The organism is Bacillus cereus group sp. MYBK15-3 (assembly GCF_051916765.1).
In the GTDB taxonomy this organism is placed as follows: domain Bacteria; phylum Bacillota; class Bacilli; order Bacillales; family Bacillaceae_G; genus Bacillus_A; species Bacillus_A cereus.
On record NZ_JBQAHG010000001.1, the window covers coordinates 1,112,304 to 1,130,894 of the forward strand.

Below are 18,591 nucleotides of genomic sequence, written 5' to 3' on the forward strand. Positions count from 1 at the left end.
GCCTTGATTATGATTCTATTTCATGAAAATATGAAGAATTTATTCTTTTCTATTGAGGTAACGCATCATATACATATGGGTCAGTTGGCTTATTAATTTTCTCGATTTTGTTTACTTTTACAAGTGGAAAGACTGTTCCTTTATATGTCGTTTCATCTAATAATCCTGTTATTTTTACCCATGTTTCTTCTGGAATTTTTTCAATATTTTTCCCGGTAACAATCATCCCCCAGACTGATGCATCCGCAATACAACAAGTTATGCCATATCGAGCCACTACTGCTTTATTACCCGTCACATCTTTATCCTTATATATAAACCCTAAGAATGTAATTTCTTTCCCTTTAAACCAATTAACATTTTGACCAATTACATTCATTGTTTGAACATAATCCTTATCCTTTACTTGTAGTTTACGCTGTCCTAACATACTTTTTACTACTTGCTCTTCCGTTTTATAAGTCGTTGCTAAATTTGATGTTTCTTCTGAATCAACTAATACTTCTCGCTCATCAAACTTAACCTGTTTCCCCTCTTTTTCGTTTCTTTCCAGACTTCTCGCCTGTACACTTTGATTCATACCCCTTTTTCCTGCTAAACTTCCATCAATTGTTACACTTCCAAAGAGAAAAGCACTAACTATCGGAACAACAAATAAAACATATACAAAGAAACTTTTTATCCCTGATTTTGATGTTGTATGATGTTTACAACAATTATAATCATGCTGTTTTTCTCTTCCATCTCCCCAAACTTGTACAATACCAAAAATTAAAATTACTACAAAAGCTATATACGTAAATTTGATCATTTTTGGAGCGATAAAATTATAAATATTCCCTGTTACAAGTAGTTTAAATAAGAGCATTGCTAAACCAATTAAAATAATGCCACGAATATAGCGATGATATGCCTTCTGCTCCTCTTTCTCCATTCTTTCTCACCTCCTATAACATTATGATTTGCACGATGGTATACACAGATACAATGACAATTCCCATCAAAAAGAATACAAATCTCTTTTGAAAATACGCAAATAGCATTAACGTATTTTTCATATCAAGCATAGGCCCAAACACAAGAAATGCGAGAAGTGCCTTTATCGAGAAAACATGTCCAAAAGACGCAGCTATAAAAGCATCGGCTGCAGAGCAAATTGATAAAACATAACCAAACCCCATCATAATAATGGGAGCAATTACTTCGTTATGTGCTACTGCATCCAGTACATTCCGATCAAAAAACGTTTGAAATACACTTGCTAAAAAAGCACCAATCAATAAATACTTACCAGTATCAAAAAACTCATCTACAGTGTGATTCATAACATCTTTCCAACTCTTTTTTTTGCTTGTTTGAACTGAAACCTCTACGTCTTTTAAAACATTTCTTTCGCGATAGCAATAATACACAATTAGACCTATGAATAGAGCAACTAAAATTGTTATCCCAAAGCGTGCATATACAACGTAATCATTTTTTTGAAACGCATATACAGTAGATAAAAAAACGACTGGATTCATAATGGGTGCACTCAGTAAAATAACAATGCCTACATGAAGTGGTAACCCCTTTTGAATGAGCCTTCTTACAATTGGTATAATGACACATTCACACATTGGAAAAAGAACTCCCACAAATACTGCTGGAATCATTGCAACAATTGGAGATTTCGGCATTACTTTTTGAATCATATCTTCCGTCACAAACACTTGAATAAATGAAGAAACAATTACCCCTAATAAAATAAAAGGTATTGCTTCAAAAATGATACTTAAAAATACCGTATTCACATTCAGCCATTCCTGCGGTATATTTTTGTGCAAATTTACTAGACTTGTAAAATCTACAAAAAATAATAAAAAGAGAAACATAGCGATAAGAGCTATGCCTACTAATTCTTTTGAAACTCTATTAAAGACCAAGCTTCTCGCCTCCATTTTATTTATATGTAAACATGTGCTTGTCCAAATGCTTCATACTACAGCACAAATTTTATAGTCTATTTCTATTCTTAAATCGTAATCATTATGATTTATTATTGATTTTTCTTTTCCTATCGTTTAATATAAAACGTAATAATTACGATTTAAAGGAGAGATCATTTCATGAAAAAAGTACCTATCACTGTATTAAGTGGTTTTTTAGGATCTGGAAAAACTACCTTACTACATCACATTTTGACTAATAAGAATAACTTAAAAGTAGCTGTTATCGTTAATGATATGAGCGAAGTAAACATTGATGCATCTCTTATAAAAAAGGGTGGTTTTTCACGTACGGAGGAAAAACTAGTAGAGATTCAAAATGGCTGTATTTGTTGTACACTACGAGAAGATTTAATGATAGAAGTGAATCGTCTTGTGGAAAATGGTGATATTGACTATATTATTATTGAATCTTCTGGTATAAGTGAGCCTATTCCAGTTGCTCAAACGTTTACTTATACAGACGAAGTTCTTACCATTGATTTAACGAAAAATTGTCGCCTCGATACGATGGTTACAGTTGTAGATGCAAATAGATTTTGGGATGATTTTGCAGATGGAGAAAGTTTATTAGACCGAAAACAAGCAATCGATGAGAATGATACCCGAGAAGTTATTGATTTATTAATAGATCAAATTGAGTTTGCAAACGTAATTATTCTTAATAAGATAGATTTGCTAGAAAAAGAAGATGTGATAGAGCTTCATCATTTACTAAAAAAATTAAATCCTAATGCAAAAGTTCTTGAATCTTCGTTTAGCAAAGTACCATTACAAGAAATTTTAAACACAAATCTATTTAATTATGAAGAAGCTAGTCAATCGGCCGGCTGGATACAAGAATTAAATAGTGATCATCATACACCGGAAACAGAAGAATATGGTATCACTTCTTTTGTTTACCGCCGCAAATATCCTTTCCATCCCGAGCGCCTTATGAATTGGCTAGAAAAATGGCCTTTAGATGTTGTAAGAGCGAAAGGATTCTTCTGGTTGGCATCTCGTAATAATATGATAGGGCTTCTATCTCAAGCAGGCTCCTCTATTACAATTCAAGGAGCCGGTGAATGGATAGCGGCATTACCTGAAACTGAAAAAAATCAAATGATTACAGAAGAACCAGAAGTATTGAAAAACTGGGATAAACAATATGGAGATCGAATAACCGAACTCGTATTTATCGGAATTGATATGAACTGTTCTTTAATTGAACAATCATTAGATGATTGTTTATTAACAGAAAAAGAAATGCAACAAAACTGGAATACATTTATTGATCCTATCCCGGCTTTTACTTATACTTCATAACAATTAATAAAAGGCTTCAGTAGAATGAAGCCTTTTTTACTTTATAGCACTCTTATTTAATAGGTTTGCTTTAATTATGAATACAATTGTACCTAAAACAATTAATATAGCATATACGATACCAACTACAGCACCTATTTTTTCTAAGCCAAGCGGTAATATTATAGTAGCAACTCCAACTATATAAGAAAATGCTCCTGAAAGCTTCGCTAATTTATTTTTATCTTCAACAAACGTTTCTTCTTGATATCCTGCTAACAAAAACAACCTCTTTTTCACATGTATTTGATACCCTAAAAAAATGATAAGTAACCCAACAAATAAACAAACTAAAAATCCAGCTAACATATACTCCCCCTCCTCTACAATATTTTACTATACATAAAAAACAAATTAGAAATTTCAGTTTATTAATGAGTCATTCTGTGATATATTGCATATTGTATTCAATTTGTATTTTTAGAAAGGAGAATTTTAGATCATATGGATTCAAATCGATTAAAAGGAATTATAATGGTCATAATCGGTGCTTGTTTATGGGGCTTGTCTGGTACAGCTGCACAACAACTTTTTCAATATGACAATGTTTCAACCGAATGGTTAGTTACGATCCGTTTACTTATATCTGGAATTATTTTGCTCATTATTTCCTCATTCGGAACGAGAAAAAAAGAGATATTTAGCATTTGGAAACAAAAATCTGATGCTATTAAAATGATTTTGTTTGGTCTATTCGGTATGCTTGCTGTACAGTATACGTATTTCGCTTCAATTAAAGAAGGAAATGCTGCCGTGGCAACATTATTACAATATTTAGCTCCTATATTCATCACTGTATACTTACTTTTCAAATGGAACGTTCGTCCATCAAAAATTGATTTCATTTCAATTACCCTTTCATTAGTAGGCACTTTTCTCTTACTAACAAACGGGTCTGTTCATAACTTGGCTGTTTCTACACCAGCTATTATTTGGGGTGTTTTATCTGGATTATCTCTCGCTTTTTATAGTTTATATTCAAAGGAATTGTTAGAAAAATGGTCTTCCTCCGTTATCGTTGGATGGGGCATGATTATTGGGGGTATTGGTGTAACGATTGTACACTTTATTTCTACAAACGAATTCATTTTATTATCAACTATGAAATATGTAAAACTAAGTACCCTACCGCTCATCACATTTGTCGTCATTTTCGGGACACTTATTGCCTTTTATTTATACTTAGACAGCATACGATACCTGACTCCGAAAGAAACAACATTATTTGGTTGCACAGAACCACTCGCAGCTATTATTTCTTCTGTACTTATATTGCAAGTGCCATTTCAATCTTTTCAGTTATTAGGCGCTTTTTGTGTCATTGTAATGGTGCTCATCTTAAGCCAAAAGCCGGATGAAGGGAAACAAAAATTAAAGCTTGTTCATGCCAAAAAGGAAAATATACAATGAAAGGATTGAATTCACTATGCCTGTCCCTCAAAATTATAAAAAACCAGGAAGAGTTTCAGCAAAATCACTCGTTTTAAATCAACTACAAAATTGGATTATTGAAGGTGTACTGAAGCCCAATGAAAAAATTAATGATGGGGAATTGGCTGAGGCACTAGGAGTAAGCAGAACACCTGTAAGAGAAGCACTTCAAATATTAGAGCTTTCTGGATTAGTGGAAATGGTACCAGGGCAAAAAACGAAAATTGCTCCTATTAAGTTAGACGACGTATCTATCATTTATGAGACGATGGCTGGTCTTCACTCTATTATAGGAAAGCAAGCTCTTCAAAACATTACAAACGCTGATATTCAACTACTTTCTGAAATAAATGAGCATTTTCAGCAATCTATAGAGAAAAAAAACGCAAAACAAGCTTTAGAATTAGATATACAATTCCACAATACAATTTCTTCTATTGCTAAAAACCAATATATTGAACCCTTTCTAGAAAATATGCAACTTCACGTTTTACGTCTTGAATATTTGTTTTTCCAAAACTTTGTTCCAGCAAGTCAATCTATTGAAGAACATCACTCTATCATTCAAGCATTACAGAAGCAGGACGAAAAACAAATGGAACAAATAATGACCCAAAACTGGCTCCGTCCCATGAAAGAAATACAAAAAATAATTTCTACGAAATAAAAAGAGAGCTGGTTACACAAAATCGTAACCAGCTCTCCTTTTACTAATCTATATAGCTACGCCTGAATATTCGCATAATCTTCCATACCTTCGTACTCTTTTTCCAATTCCTCTAAAGACAGCTCGTATAATTGTCGGTCGCGAATCTTAAACACACCTGCTCCAATTAACTCATCAATTAAATGCCTCTTACGATTTTCAACAGCAAAACGGAGTTGACTACTCATCTTTTAAAAAACTCCTTTCTACGATCATTGAAAATGATAATCTCTATCAATTACCACTTTTGATTATAAAAGATGACTCTTTATAAGTAAAGTAATTTCATGAAATATTTACCTTGCAAAGTACTTGTGGCCACATTATATATATGTATGCCGTGCGAAAAATGTTATGACACTTTTTCTTATCCTTTTTCTTTCATACTTTGCAAGTTGTCTCATCATGATTAAATTCACCATCTATTTCTACTTGAATGGTGACATGTTCTACATGAAATTTCTCCTTTAATACATACGTAGCCTCTTTTAATACACTTTGCGTTTCATTCCCTTTAATAATAAGATGACATGTTAATACTTGAAAATCTGATGTGACAGACCATATGTGCAAATCATGAACTTCTTTGACAATCGGAATATTTAATAACGTACTTTTTACCTCTTCAACATTTATGTGCTGTGGTGCACCTTCCATTAATATATGAACCGTATCACGTGTTACACGCCATCCACTAATAATGACTAAAATAGACACAAGAATACTAGCAATCGCATCTGCAGCAGTCCATCCGAAAAATTTAATAAGTAACGCAGCAATAATCGCTCCGACGGAACCCAATAGATCGCCTAGTACGTGCAGGAAAGCACTTCTTAAATTCAAATTACCTTTCACATCTCCGCCTCTCATTAATATCCAAGCTGATAAAATATTAATAAGCAGACCAAGGACTGCAATAATGAGCATCCCCTTACTAGCAATCTCAACTGGTTCTTTAAAACGACGGATTGCTTCAATAAAAATGTATACCGAAATGACAATAAGAACGACACCGTTACATAATGCTGCTAACATTTCGACTCGCTTATACCCGTATGTTTTCGCAGTTGTTGCTGTTTTTTCTCCGAGTTTAAACGCAAGTAAACTTAAAGCTAAAGATACTGCATCACTTAGCATATGCCCCGCGTCAGATAGTAGTGCTAAGCTATTTGTTACAAATCCCCCAACAACTTCTGCAATCATAAAACTTGTTGTTAGTAGGAAGGCAATTAGTAACGCCTTTTTATTTTTTGAATGACCATGATCATGCGAATGTCCCATACTTATACTCCTTTAAGTACAATATCTGTATGTTAGTATGAAACAAACTCCCCGTGTTTATCCCGAATTAACGCCCATAAACGTCCGCTTCCTCTATCTATACATTTCGCTATTTTTCAAACAAGTCCTTTTTCTCAATAAAAAATAAGACTACTTCTTTTTCAGCTTCATATTGTTTACTAATGAAAGAAATTTGAAGGAGGTTACTTAAATGAAACGTTTATTTCTCTGTATGGAACGTGAACTTGTTGTAGTGAAAGAACACAATGATAACTATGAAACGACTTATCACTTACAAAATATGCAACCTACCTGTATCGCTGTTGATCCATTTCAAAAGAATCGTGTATATTGCGGAACATTTGGACGAGGTCTATGGTTAAGTGACGATAGTGGGGATTCATGGAGACCAATTGGAGATTCTTATCGTTACTTTGATTTCCCTAAAGAAGATGGTATTTTGCACTCCTCTATCACTTCCATAACAATAAGCTCAAATGAACAAGTTAACGGATATGGTGTCGTTTATGTCGGCACAGAACCAAGCGCCTTATTTCGCTCTGAAAATGGTGGTGAAACGTGGACTGAACTTAAAAATATGAAATCATTATTATCTTCTTATACGTGGGCATTTCCGCCTAGACCTTTTACCCATCACGTACGCTGGATTACAGTTGATCCAAACAACCCTAATACAATACACGTTTCAATCGAAGCTGGTGCTGTTATTCAAAGTAATGATAAAGGGCATACATGGATTGATAAAAAATTCGGTGCTCCTATCGATGCTCATCAATTACTTATGCACCCTGAAGCACCAAATCGCCTTTATGCATCATGTGGTGACGGATTTATGGGCGGACCTGATCGTGCTTATCTTGAGAGTTATAACAATGGAAACAGCTGGATCTCATGTAGTGCAGGACTTGAACATCATTATTTATACAGCATGGCTATTGATCCGGCTGATTGCGATACAATTCTCGTTTCTGCCGCACCAAGTGCTGACCTCGCTCATCACCGTATTCCTTATGAATCTTATATTTATCGTAAAACGAAAGATACTCCTTTCGAGCAAGTACAACAAGGTCTACCATCTGCAATCGGCACAGTCATCTCAATGTTTGCGACAAATCCTGCAGAACCACATACATTTTACACTTTAAATAACAACGGCGTGTTTCAATCCAATGATAGCGGCAAATCGTGGGAACAACTAAATATTCCTTGGAAAGATGAATATAAAACGCAGCATCCCCATGCGTTACTCGTAACTAGTTCTTAACGAAAAAAGACTGCCTACTTGTTTTAGGCAGTCTCTCTTTTATTTCTTTAAATCAATTACGATATCATCTAGAACAATATCTTTACTCTTCGCTTCTTTTTTCGGCACTTCAATTTTCTTCTCTTTTCCATTCACATATTCCACTCCACCATGATTTTCAGGTGTATGCACTCGTAAGTGTACGCGTGGTGTAACGAGAAGCTTTGTTGCATTTTCGTTTAACTTTTGGAATGTAGCACTCCAACTACTTTTATGTGGCTCTGCTACTGTACTACTTCCGCCATTTCCTTCACCAGCATAATGATTTCCTAAATCATCTTTTATTTCTAACTCAACATCCGCACTATCCCATATACTTCTTAATACCTTAGATTCTTCCTGATTGAAAAAAACGATAAATGACATCGGAGTTACTTCCATTTTGTCTATATTTACTTTTATTAATTCATTTTCAGAAACCCCATTAACTTTTACTTCCTTACTATCCATTGCTTTTAAACTAAGCGCGAAATTCCAGTTTCCCTTTATTACATTACCTTCATAATCCAACTCAATTGCCTCTATATCCCACCAAACATTTGCGACATCTAACCTTTCACTACCATGACCACTCATCGTAGTCATACCTACATATTTTCCCTCTCCAACTTTTGTAACGTTCGAACTACCTCCTCCGCCATCAAAGCCCATAACTTGCGGACTTCCAAATGGGAACGGTTTCTCTCCTAAATCTTTTTCGCTCTCAATAGAATATGTAATTGTAATTGTTCTACCATCGAATACAGCATCATTAATTGTAACCTTAACCCCATTACTCTCTTTTGTCATATTCAACTCAGTCGAAAATTCCTTATAATTTTCATATAACCCCGTTCTACCATTATCTAAAAATCGGAATATGTCACCTACAATTGGCAATCCCCCGGCATATGTAGGAAAACCGATACCAAGAGTTGCAACCGATAACCCTACTAAAATTGATGCAGCAGCGACACCCTTCTTCCAACTTTTCATCTTTTTCTTCGTACGTATCGATTGTTTTACATTTCGTTTTACTTTTTCCTTTTCAATTTCAGAAGCCTCAATTTCTTCTAATTCTTTTTCATCTATATCAATATCATTTAATAGTTCATAAATGTCTTTCATATTGCACTACCTCCAAAACTAATTTTCGTAGCATTTTGTTGTAGTTTCTTTTTCCCCCGGTACACTCGATTATCAATTGCTGCCCGAGTTAATCCTAACTTGTCACCTATTTCCTCTGTCTTCATACCAAGTAAATATTTCATAATGAACACCTTTTGATCTAGCGGTTCTAATTGATTAATGAGCTTCAATAATTCTTCCCTATCTTCCATAACGATTAATTCGTCTTCTGCTGATTTTTCTGTACTGATATGAAACTCATCTGAAATGATTTCTACTGTTTTAGTCGATTTCCGGTAATAATCAATTGCTTTAAACTTCGCAATCGCTGCAATCCACTTTTTAAAATCACTCGGCTCTCCATGGAATTTATTTGCGTTATTCCAAATGGAAAGAAATATATCGTTTATACATTCCTCTATGAGTCCATTATTTTGAATGGGAAGTAGAACTTTATGCGTGATCCCCTTTATGAGTGGTAAGTATGTATCGACAACGAATTCTAACGCGTCTTCTTTTTGCCGCTGTAATCTTTTTATAAAATTTTTCTCATTTGATTTCATGTAGCGATTCCCCTTATTGTTTTGTAAAAGCTTTTACACCCTATATAACGTCTGAGAAAATTTTTTCTCTCATCTTTTTTATTTTTTGTATGTAATGGAATACTTTCCCTTAGCCATTTTCTCACATAACTATGCATTCAAAGAAAACTTTCTCAAGTCTGTAATTTAATTCATGTAGTACACTATTTATATAGTCACTCTTTAATTTAGTGTACATTTTATTTCATTAATCTATTTTAAAAATTAGGAGATGAGATGTGTATGTGTGGAATTACAGGTTGGGTAGATTGGAAAGAAGACCTTTCAAATCAACATGTTATTTTAAAAAAGATGGCAAATAGTATTGAGCATCGTGGTCCGGATGCTGAAGGATTTTGGTTTTCACCTCATGCGGCCTTTGCACACCGGCGTTTAATTGTAATTGATCCAGAAGGCGGGACACAGCCTAAGACATTTCGTGCTGGTGATTATACGTATGCTCTTACTTATAATGGAGAAATTTATAATTTCCGTGAACTGAGAGAGCAGCTTCAAAAATGTGGGCATGCATTTGAAACCCATTCAGATACAGAAGTATTACTACATGCTTATTTAGAATGGAAAGAAGACTGCGTACGACATTTAAACGGAATTTTCGCTTTTGCCTTATGGGATGATCAGAAGCAACAATTGTTTTTAGCACGAGATCATTTAGGTGTAAAACCACTCTTTTTTACAGAAAGAAATGGCAGTATTATTTTCGGCTCTGAAATTAAAGCATTATTAGCGCATCCATCTGTCCCTGCTGAAATTGATGCGAATGGAATAAATGAAATATTTGGATTAGGCTTATTTCGCACTCCAGGATGTGGCGTCTTTAAACATATTCAAGAAGTACGTGCTGGACATTCTATAACATTTACACGTCATAAAAAAGTAGTTACTAAGTATTGGCATTTAGAAAGTAAGTTCCATACAGACTCTATAGAAGATACATCTTCGCATATTTTATCTATTTTACAAGATACAGTAAAAAGACAATTAATTGCCGATGTTCCTCTCGTTTGTATGTTATCAGGCGGATTAGACTCTAGCGGTATTACTGCACTTGCGGGTAAAGAATTTGCTGCTGAAAATAAAACACTTCATACGTATTCTGTTGACTTTGTAAATAGCGCAAAAGATTTCGAACTGACATTTGCTCGCACTGGTTTAGACGCTCCTTGGGTAAAACGCGTTTCTGAACATGTCGGGACAGCGCATCATGATATTATTGTGAATGCTGAAGAATTAGCAAATCACTTATTCGTTCCCCTTCATGCGAAAGATTTACCGAGTGCTGGTGAAATGGAAACTTCACTATATTTACTATTTTGCGAAATGAAAAAAGATGCGACCGTAGCTTTATCCGGCGAATCAGCTGATGAAGTATTCGGTGGATATCCTTGGTTTCATCAAGAAGAACTACTATATGTAGATAAGTTTCCTTGGCTAACAAATTGGAAAAATACATCTCCTCTTCTACTAAATGAAGTAAGTAACCAATGTAATCTAGAAGACTATATTGATACACGATTCCAAGAAGCGATACTTGAAGTACCTACTCTTGAAGGCGAAAGTAAAAAATCCGCGAAACAACGTCAAATGTTTTATTTATTTTTAACAAGATTCCTTCCTTTCTTACTTGACCGTAAAGATCGTATGAGTATGGCTGTTGGATTTGAAGTTCGTGTACCGTTTTGCGATTATAGATTAGTTGAATATTTATGGAATGTTCCTTTCAACATAAAAAGTATTGATAATATCGAAAAAGGCATTTTACGTAGAGCACTACAACCAGCTTTACCTGACGATGTACGCAATAGAAGAAAAAGCGCTTATCCAACTTCACAAGATCCACACTACTTACAAACAATCCGTAATTTAACACTTGATATGTGTAACAATAAAAACAATCCTATTTTCTCACTTATTAACCATTCCATCTTACTTTCAATTGCTGATCAAAGTAATAAAGTGATTAACAATTTTGAAGCAAGAAGTGCCATGGAGTATATACTACAAGTAAATGAATGGTTGAAAACATATCACATCCATATTGCTTAACAAAAAGGAGTTCAAGGATAAAAACCTTGAACTCCTTTTATATTAATTAGCACATTGTTTATTATCAGTATCAATAGACCATCCAATAATCGTGGCACAGTCTCTACCTTTCCACTGCAGTACATTTGTTAATACGGGCTCAATCTGCAAGCTATTTCCGTCGTGTAATATTTCTACTAAAGATTGATCATCATCAAACCTTCGTTTGTCACACTCTAAAATACCGTCCGTTGCCATTACAATGTGATTCATTCCTTTTTCTAATCCTCTTACACCTGACGTAAAGCAAGGTGTATTTGCTGCAAAAATATTTTTCCTGCCAATATATTCGTAATTTTTCCGTTTATTTAATCGTCCTTTTCCATTTTTCGTTTTCTCAGAATGGAATAAATACGCGAAACAATCACCAACTGATAACCAATATAAAAATTCGCCTTTTCGTAAACAAATTAAGCAAGCGAGTTCCTCATCATCTTGATCACACTTTTTAATAAATAACTCATCTGTAAATAACGCTAATAAGTACATATGTGTATGATGAAAAGCTAAATGTATTGGATAGGAGAATAACTCTTTTAATTTCTCTTTTCTTTCTGAAATCGCTTCTATTATATAATCAATATTTTTTGTTTTGTGGTGTGTATCAAAAATCATAACAAATTCAAATTGTAATTCAGGATCCCACCAAGCAAGCACCGCATCTCCTCGTTCATATGCATCACTTTCTTGATTTCCCCCATATACGCCGACTGAAAGAGGACCACATTTTTCAACATGTATTTCATCTACATACATCTGTTCATGACTCATCCATTTGAATGTATTCACAGCTATCATCCTCTCTCTTGCTAAATGTATACCTTTACACATAGATTACCTTATATTTCAATAAAAATAAACTTTTTCAACATTTTTTATCCAAATAAAAGGATTTTATTTCTAAAATGACGAATATATCTTACTATACGATATAAAAAAAGGGGATTTATTATTATGAACAACATTAATCAACATTGGGAGAGCATTTATTATCACTTACGATACGAATACGAGGACAACCTTTCCCACCAAGCAATTCGTATTTTACAAATCGTTTCTCGTGAGAAAGATATAACAATTGGAAAAGTCGCTACTGAGCTTAGCCTTTCTCATAACACAGCATCTGAACATATAAAGCGCCTTATTCAAAAGGGGTTCATCGTTAAAGAGAGAAATAAAAAAGATGAAAGAGTGGTAAACCTTACATTAACAATTGAAGGAATTGAAGTATTAGAAAAACATACTTTACTAGATAAAGAAAAGATAAAAATATTAGAATCACAGTTATCAAAAGAAGAACAACAATTAATTGAAAAAGCATTTTCGTTATTAGCGAAGGAGGCAAAATATGCATTTCCTCGTTAAAGTAATCGTTTCGGCACTTATTATCGGCGTTATCACTGAAATTGCTAAACACTACAGTACGATAGGTGGCTTTATTGCTGCCCTTCCTCTCGTGAGTTTACTTAGTCTATTTTGGATTTCATTTGAAGGCGGGAATAAACAAGAATTGAGTCAATTTGCTTTAGGGGTATTATATGGATTCCCCGCATCAGCACTACTATTATTTATCGTCTATATTGGTTTAAAAAATTCATTTACACTTAGTACATCTGTCCTACTCGGTATAGGTGTTTGGTGTATCGTTTTTGCTTTTCAAAAATTATTTCAAGCTTAGGGGGAATTAACATTCATAAATTTGTAGAAATAATGGGGCAAAATATAGAAGTACATATAAAAGGAGGTGGTAAACAAACTGTAGTCATTCAAACCGGAATGAGTTGCTCATTTTATGATTGGCTTCCTATTATAAAAAAGCTTTCACAGCACTTTACAGTCGTTTCATACCATCGCCCAGGTTACGGGAAAAGTGAGCTAGGAAATCAGCCACGTACAATAAGGCAAGTTACAAAAGAGCTACATATGTTACTAAACAAACTAGCTATTCAAGAGCCATTTATTCTAATCGGTCATTCCTATGGAGGATTATGTGCACAACATTTTGCGATGTTACATGAAGATAAGCTGCAAGCACTTATTTTAGTTGATTCTACTTCGATGAACTTACACCGTTTAGATGAACTTCATTTACCAATTTCTGATCAAACTGACTCGGATGATATGTGGCTTGAAAAATATAATACATACTCCAAAATGGATGTAGACACACTTTATAATGAACTAAAACCTATTCTCACCGATCAATCAAAACAGCAAATTGGATTCTCTACCTCGCCTTCATTATATAAAGCGACAGCTTCTGAACTATCGGAGTGGAAAAACTGTGCTCTCTCACTAAAAGAGCTATGTAAAACATTAGAAATACCATTAATCGTTATCGGTAGAGATCCTCAATATTCTATTACTCAATTGACTAATGGTGGCATGCCAAAAGAGGAAGCAACACAACTTGAAGCAATGTGGCAAGAACTGATCCATGAACAATTACAACTCTCAATACATAGCCAATATATACTTGCCGAACATGCTGGTCACGGAATCGAAATTGATCGGCCTGATATTATTATTGGGGCTGTTCAATCTCTATAAATAAAAAAAGGAAGCAACTAAAGTTGCTTCCTTACTTATCTATTCATAATCTTCTTCATCATCGATTTCTTCGTAATAAGCATTCCCATTACTTACATAAATAGGGCCATTCGCAACATCAATACGTAATACCCATGCCCATGGCACAGCTAAACGCTTATGTATTGCTCGCCAAAAGCTCATTGATTTTCTTTCGTACTCCTGGAACTCCTGAAGTAACTCTTTATAGGAGGAACCGTCTAACTGAATATTTGCTTCTAGCAAACGAGAATGGGCATAGTACTGCAGCTCTAGTTCAGCAGCAATTTCCATTTCTTCTTCTGTTGCCATACCAATAATTGTTCCATCTGCTGGTGCAATTTCATATACGTTGTGAACTTCAATAAGCCCTTCTTTCTCTTTCTCAAACATGTAAACAGCCTCCTTTAACATATAATTTTTATGTTACAAAGTCATACTTCTACAATAACTTCTCTCTTTCCTCTTTTTTTGATAAACTTTTACAAAATATTTAACCGATGACCTGTTTTCTCTATTCTTTCAGCAGAAATGAAACAATTTTTATCAAAATTTAATTTATACACATCAGGCATATGAAGTGTTTTCCAAAACTCCAAATCATATTTCCAATTAAAATAATTCATTAGTAATACCATAATATTTCCATGCGTACCTATTACAATATTCTTACCTTCATATTTTTTTAATATATTTTGTATACATATTACAGCGCGCTTTTGTGCTACAGTATTCGATTCTCCGCCTTCGTATGCAAAACTCCAATCTTTCCACACATTCTGCATAGCATCATTAAAATTTGATACTGGCTCTGTGCTCAATAATCTTTCACGCAAATCTTCTTCAGTTTGTATTGATAATTTATATGTATTCGCAATTCCTTGTACAGTTTGGATTGCTCTTTTGTAAGGACTAGAAATAACAACATCAATATGTTTATCTTTTAATAAATGCGTTACATTTTCTGCATCACAGTGCCCTTTTTCAGATAAAGGTCGTTCCCGTTCTTCTTTTGTATATGTAGAATGGGCATGGCGAACGAAATATATTGTTGTCATTTTTCAACCTCCTTTCTTATTTTCCATCTATATTCAATAATAAGATTGGAAAATCCTGTATTACAAAAGAGCACTTTTCATAAGTGCCCCTTTGTTTACATAATAAAATTATTTCATTATAATTTATTTCTGAATTCCTCACTTATGACAATATCTCGAATAAAGTAATCCATATTACTTAGAAGTTTTTCAAATGCTTTTTCACTCAAATTGTTCATCATAAAGACAATCTCAATCTTATTCCCTTTTTTATCAGTACCATAGAAACTATTTGTTAATACAAATGCCGTAGAACCACCTTTCTGTCCAGCAAATTCGAATATACCCTCTCCTACGGTTCCTTTAAATATATTCTCAACCTCACCTTGCATTTGTGGTGTAAAATAATTTCTGCTATTTATCTTTTCCAATAAACTCATGTAATCCTTCGCATTTGCACCTATAAACCGATCTGACCAAATACGCTGAAAATCCATATCGGCTTTTAACGATATCTCGCGTTTTGTCCATTCTTTCTCGTCTTTCATCCATTCATGTATTTGCCATACATGCTTAACATATTCATCATTAGACATATTACGTAGCTTGTCCAATGCTTTATTTTGAGGAATATGCAGTTCTTTTTCAACATAGCCCCTCATATATAATGCCCCTGTATACGTTGGATAAAATTCATCGTGACTATTTAAGCCTAACTCTTTCAAACTTTCATTTATCCGCGCTGCTCCAAGCTTGTCCAATAAATATGATGCATTCGCATTCGAACTATAATGGATCATTCCTTTCACTACTTCTTCTAAAGAAGTTTGACCACCCTTCACTAACTCTTTATCTTTTACATCATCTAGCCATGCAGGGTGTGCACCACCATCAGTATTTTTCACATAGTATTTTTCTAATTCTTTCAATGAAATTTTCTCGTCTTTTCTTATTTTCCCTTCAGCTACTTGCTTAGCATATTCAATTGCTATAACGATTTTCGACATACTTGCTAGCGGTAATTTTTCTTTTTCATTTATTGATGTCAATGTTTCACCATTTCTTTTAACAATTAAAGAAGTTGTTTTATCATCCTTATGTTCTTTTATGTAATTTAGCACATAATTAGAGTCTTCTTTGGAATTGACATATTCCTTCACTGAAAAGAAAGCTATACAGCCTACTATAGTAATTCCAGCTATAATTCCAACAACTTTTAATCCCCTCATGATACTCCCCCTAAAATAAACATATTATATATTATACTAAATAAATTTCCCTTTTTAAGTAATAATTAGATTATTTATACAAAAACACTTCTTTTCTTAAACAACAAAAAAACATGCCTTCATTAGGAAAGCACGTTTTGTGATATTCTTCACATTGTTTAGTTAAAAAATAAATGTTTACTTACCATGATGTAACATTAAATCACTAAGTTCTTCTTCAATGTGATTTAATTTCGCAACGCCTTCTTTCCATTTATGAATATAACGTGAAACCCCAACGAAAAACAAAACAATAATTGTGGAAAGAATAATACCATATACGATTGCTACAGTACTCATAGTTACACTTCCTTATAATTAGTAATGTGGTTATTAGTTATATTTTTATTATAAACCTTTTTCTTTTAAAATACTTCGATTTCAACTTTTTGTAACAAAATTGATTTTTCTAACATTTCATTCGTGAAAATGGCATATTTTTCACAAATTATACAAAACTTCACCATATGTACTATTACCATATGAGTTATATTATTAAATAGAATAAAGGGGATGATATACTATGACGACTTGGTTTATTGTAATGTTAGTTGTATTTGGAGCATTTAAAATTATCGTTTCTAGCCTTCCTAACACTGTTATTGAATCCATTATTAGCAAGTACGAAACACATCCAAAACTTGAAGAAGAGAATGTGACTATTACAATTCACGGAAATAACGTAGAAGGCGAACAGAAATCAAAAATTATTCATGATTTTAACGAAGGTTTATTTTTAGATCGCTATTATGCACCACCACACAATGAGGGTACGCCTTTAATTATCAATGCAAAACGTGGCAAAAAGAATTTTACATTTTATATTTATAGTCACGAGGAGCATGTTGATGTTGTAAAACAATATAAAAAGAAGGTAGTTGCTTATAGTTTACGCTCTAAAAACCTTCAAAATAGTGATATGTTCGTGTCAGCTGACTTAGCTTAATACTCATATATTAGAAAAAGGAATCCAAGAAATATGGATTCCTTTTTTTCTCATTTACTGAAAAATAAGCTCTGTCTTCAAACTATCTTTCGGTAACAACCAGCCTTTTTTCTCTAAACTCGCCATTAATAATTCCCTTTGTTTTGTCGCAATACTTTCTTCATTTGTTTTAAATGACACTTCTATTACGAAGTCATCTTCTAATTTTCCGGTATTACTTAATGGCCAAATTTCAATATTTGCTTTTATGTTTTCAAACTCTCCTGTATATCGTTTCATTAATACAGGACCGTAAATACGGGAATTCTTTAACATTTCCTCTCCCCAATTTGTATACAACCATTTGTTCATTTTCCCTGGTAATTTTTCTACTAACATGTTTTGAGCAGCTTGTTCATTTGGTAAATCAAGTATCCCATATCCTTTAGCGCTGTAACTTTTCTTATTTGAAATGCTTAATTTTTTCTTCTCAAATCCCCAATCTATTTCCGCCTCATAACTATCCGTATTACTATCGAATCCTTCTTTTTTAGCTACTTCTAGTGCATCTTGAATTACACCATTTGGAATAGGATATCTTTTTTTATATGTTAATTCAAAATCTTTACTAAATTCTTTCTTTCGAATTCTAGCAAACCAACCTTCCTCGCTTAAACTTTTATTCGCAGTATCTAAAAATTGCACTTGTATTCTTTCATATTTTGTACCAGCCTGGAAATGTTCTAGCACCTCTTGCTTCATCTCTTTGTTATCACCTAATACTTGTTCTGGCTTCAATAATAACTTTACTTCAAAACTAGGTTTCATTTGACTAGCTGCAAACCCTTCCTTAACGTTATAAAGGAAACAACAAAAGAAAATGCTTACGAATACAAATACTTTTTTCATATACCTATCCCCT

At 33.6% G+C, this 18,591-nt stretch carries 23 protein-coding genes; 9 read left to right on the forward strand and 14 right to left on the reverse strand.

From position 1 onward, the window contains the following. Window positions 1-49: 49 nt before the first annotated feature. Both ACTFR8_RS05620 and ACTFR8_RS05625 read right to left on the reverse strand, forming a co-directional pair. Window positions 50-934, reverse strand: coding sequence for a TIGR03943 family putative permease subunit (locus ACTFR8_RS05620; RefSeq protein ID WP_000409938.1), 885 nt, complete (start codon window positions 932-934; stop codon window positions 50-52). A gap of 13 nt (window positions 935-947) precedes the next feature. Then, complete coding sequence (locus ACTFR8_RS05625) at window positions 948-1,940, reverse strand: permease (RefSeq protein WP_002004825.1); 993 nt, start codon at window positions 1,938-1,940, stop codon at window positions 948-950. Between the two features lie 168 nt (window positions 1,941-2,108). Between ACTFR8_RS05625 and ACTFR8_RS05630 the strand changes: the two genes are divergently transcribed. Further along, complete coding sequence (locus tag ACTFR8_RS05630) at window positions 2,109-3,296, forward strand: GTP-binding protein (RefSeq protein WP_000757681.1); 1,188 nt, start codon at window positions 2,109-2,111, stop codon at window positions 3,294-3,296. A 36-nt stretch (window positions 3,297-3,332) separates the two neighbouring features. Here the strand turns inward: ACTFR8_RS05630 and ACTFR8_RS05635 are convergent, their stop codons facing one another. Beyond that, window positions 3,333-3,644 carry a DUF3784 domain-containing protein gene (locus ACTFR8_RS05635; RefSeq protein ID WP_000879370.1) on the reverse strand — a complete coding sequence of 104 codons (312 nt, stop codon included), beginning with the start codon at window positions 3,642-3,644 and terminating at the stop codon, window positions 3,333-3,335. A gap of 135 nt (window positions 3,645-3,779) precedes the next feature. On the opposite strand from ACTFR8_RS05635, the gene ACTFR8_RS05640 reads away from it, so the two are divergent. Together ACTFR8_RS05640 and ACTFR8_RS05645 are read left to right on the forward strand one after the other, a co-directional pair. After that, window positions 3,780-4,745, forward strand: coding sequence for a DMT family transporter (locus ACTFR8_RS05640; RefSeq protein WP_000378088.1), 966 nt, complete (start codon window positions 3,780-3,782; stop codon window positions 4,743-4,745). Between the two features lie 16 nt (window positions 4,746-4,761). After that, window positions 4,762-5,433 (forward strand): GntR family transcriptional regulator, encoded by a 672-nt coding sequence (locus tag ACTFR8_RS05645; RefSeq protein ID WP_001987091.1) that lies wholly within the window; start codon window positions 4,762-4,764, stop codon window positions 5,431-5,433. Between the two features lie 56 nt (window positions 5,434-5,489). Here the strand turns inward: ACTFR8_RS05645 and fbpA are convergent, their stop codons facing one another. Then, window positions 5,490-5,660 carry a Fur-regulated basic protein FbpA gene (gene fbpA, locus ACTFR8_RS05650; protein WP_000098307.1) on the reverse strand — a complete coding sequence of 57 codons (171 nt, stop codon included), beginning with the start codon at window positions 5,658-5,660 and terminating at the stop codon, window positions 5,490-5,492. Between the two features lie 193 nt (window positions 5,661-5,853). After that, on the reverse strand, window positions 5,854-6,753 hold the full coding sequence (locus tag ACTFR8_RS05655) for a cation diffusion facilitator family transporter (protein WP_000510028.1): 900 nt from the start codon (window positions 6,751-6,753) through the stop codon (window positions 5,854-5,856). 211 nt (window positions 6,754-6,964) lie between these two features. On the opposite strand from ACTFR8_RS05655, the gene ACTFR8_RS05660 reads away from it, so the two are divergent. After that, on the forward strand, window positions 6,965-8,038 hold the full coding sequence (locus ACTFR8_RS05660) for a WD40/YVTN/BNR-like repeat-containing protein (protein ID WP_000825298.1): 1,074 nt from the start codon (window positions 6,965-6,967) through the stop codon (window positions 8,036-8,038). Between the two features lie 39 nt (window positions 8,039-8,077). Here the strand turns inward: ACTFR8_RS05660 and ACTFR8_RS05665 are convergent, their stop codons facing one another. Both ACTFR8_RS05665 and ACTFR8_RS05670 read right to left on the reverse strand, forming a co-directional pair. After that, complete coding sequence (locus tag ACTFR8_RS05665; RefSeq protein WP_000653123.1) at window positions 8,078-9,184, reverse strand: DUF4179 domain-containing protein; 1,107 nt, start codon at window positions 9,182-9,184, stop codon at window positions 8,078-8,080. Further along, on the reverse strand, window positions 9,181-9,747 hold the full coding sequence (locus tag ACTFR8_RS05670; RefSeq protein WP_000840015.1) for a sigma-70 family RNA polymerase sigma factor: 567 nt from the start codon (window positions 9,745-9,747) through the stop codon (window positions 9,181-9,183). Before ACTFR8_RS05670 ends, ACTFR8_RS05665 begins: the two co-directional genes overlap by 4 nt. Before the next feature lie 261 nt (window positions 9,748-10,008). Here ACTFR8_RS05670 and asnB point away from each other — a divergent pair, with 261 nt between their 5' ends. Beyond that, window positions 10,009-11,832, forward strand: coding sequence for an asparagine synthase (glutamine-hydrolyzing) (asnB, locus tag ACTFR8_RS05675; protein ID WP_000333934.1), 1,824 nt, complete (start codon window positions 10,009-10,011; stop codon window positions 11,830-11,832). Window positions 11,833-11,874: 42 nt separating this feature from the next. On the opposite strand, the gene ACTFR8_RS05680 is transcribed toward asnB, so the two are convergent. After that, window positions 11,875-12,702 (reverse strand): protein phosphatase 2C domain-containing protein, encoded by an 828-nt coding sequence (locus ACTFR8_RS05680; RefSeq protein WP_002004821.1) that lies wholly within the window; start codon window positions 12,700-12,702, stop codon window positions 11,875-11,877. 123 nt (window positions 12,703-12,825) lie between these two features. Between ACTFR8_RS05680 and ACTFR8_RS05685 the strand changes: the two genes are divergently transcribed. Genes ACTFR8_RS05685 through ACTFR8_RS05695 form a run of 3 tightly spaced genes read left to right on the forward strand, consistent with a single transcriptional unit; the run spans window position 12,826 to window position 14,421 of the window. After that, the gene (locus ACTFR8_RS05685; RefSeq protein WP_001059785.1) at window positions 12,826-13,236 is read left to right on the forward strand and encodes a MarR family winged helix-turn-helix transcriptional regulator; all 411 of its coding nucleotides are present in this window, start codon (window positions 12,826-12,828) and stop codon (window positions 13,234-13,236) included. After that, on the forward strand, window positions 13,220-13,549 hold the full coding sequence (locus ACTFR8_RS05690; RefSeq protein ID WP_000545621.1) for a DUF3147 family protein: 330 nt from the start codon (window positions 13,220-13,222) through the stop codon (window positions 13,547-13,549). The genes ACTFR8_RS05685 and ACTFR8_RS05690 overlap by 17 nt, the downstream gene beginning before the upstream one ends. Continuing rightward, complete coding sequence (locus ACTFR8_RS05695; protein ID WP_114159456.1) at window positions 13,510-14,421, forward strand: alpha/beta fold hydrolase; 912 nt, start codon at window positions 13,510-13,512, stop codon at window positions 14,419-14,421. The genes ACTFR8_RS05690 and ACTFR8_RS05695 overlap by 40 nt, the downstream gene beginning before the upstream one ends. Window positions 14,422-14,460: 39 nt before the next feature. Here the strand turns inward: ACTFR8_RS05695 and ACTFR8_RS05700 are convergent, their stop codons facing one another. The 5 genes from ACTFR8_RS05700 to ACTFR8_RS05720 form a co-directional block, all read right to left on the reverse strand. Next, window positions 14,461-14,832 (reverse strand): hypothetical protein, encoded by a 372-nt coding sequence (locus ACTFR8_RS05700; protein ID WP_000461766.1) that lies wholly within the window; start codon window positions 14,830-14,832, stop codon window positions 14,461-14,463. An 89-nt stretch (window positions 14,833-14,921) separates the two neighbouring features. Then, the gene (locus ACTFR8_RS05705) at window positions 14,922-15,497 is read right to left on the reverse strand and encodes a histidine phosphatase family protein (RefSeq protein WP_000208267.1); all 576 of its coding nucleotides are present in this window, start codon (window positions 15,495-15,497) and stop codon (window positions 14,922-14,924) included. Between the two features lie 116 nt (window positions 15,498-15,613). Beyond that, complete coding sequence (locus ACTFR8_RS05710; protein ID WP_001214672.1) at window positions 15,614-16,705, reverse strand: serine hydrolase; 1,092 nt, start codon at window positions 16,703-16,705, stop codon at window positions 15,614-15,616. Window positions 16,706-16,882: 177 nt separating this feature from the next. Continuing rightward, window positions 16,883-17,044 (reverse strand): hypothetical protein, encoded by a 162-nt coding sequence (locus ACTFR8_RS05715; protein ID WP_000108701.1) that lies wholly within the window; start codon window positions 17,042-17,044, stop codon window positions 16,883-16,885. A gap of 65 nt (window positions 17,045-17,109) precedes the next feature. After that, window positions 17,110-17,226: a hypothetical protein gene (locus tag ACTFR8_RS05720; RefSeq protein WP_001987133.1), complete on the reverse strand. Its 117-nt coding sequence runs from the start codon at window positions 17,224-17,226 to the stop codon at window positions 17,110-17,112. Window positions 17,227-17,267: 41 nt separating this feature from the next. On the opposite strand from ACTFR8_RS05720, the gene ACTFR8_RS05725 reads away from it, so the two are divergent. Further along, window positions 17,268-17,690 carry a YfmQ family protein gene (locus ACTFR8_RS05725; RefSeq protein ID WP_000214592.1) on the forward strand — a complete coding sequence of 141 codons (423 nt, stop codon included), beginning with the start codon at window positions 17,268-17,270 and terminating at the stop codon, window positions 17,688-17,690. Between the two features lie 54 nt (window positions 17,691-17,744). On the opposite strand, the gene ACTFR8_RS05730 is transcribed toward ACTFR8_RS05725, so the two are convergent. Beyond that, window positions 17,745-18,578 carry a hypothetical protein gene (locus ACTFR8_RS05730; RefSeq protein ID WP_000755325.1) on the reverse strand — a complete coding sequence of 278 codons (834 nt, stop codon included), beginning with the start codon at window positions 18,576-18,578 and terminating at the stop codon, window positions 17,745-17,747. Window positions 18,579-18,591 lie beyond the last annotated feature (13 nt).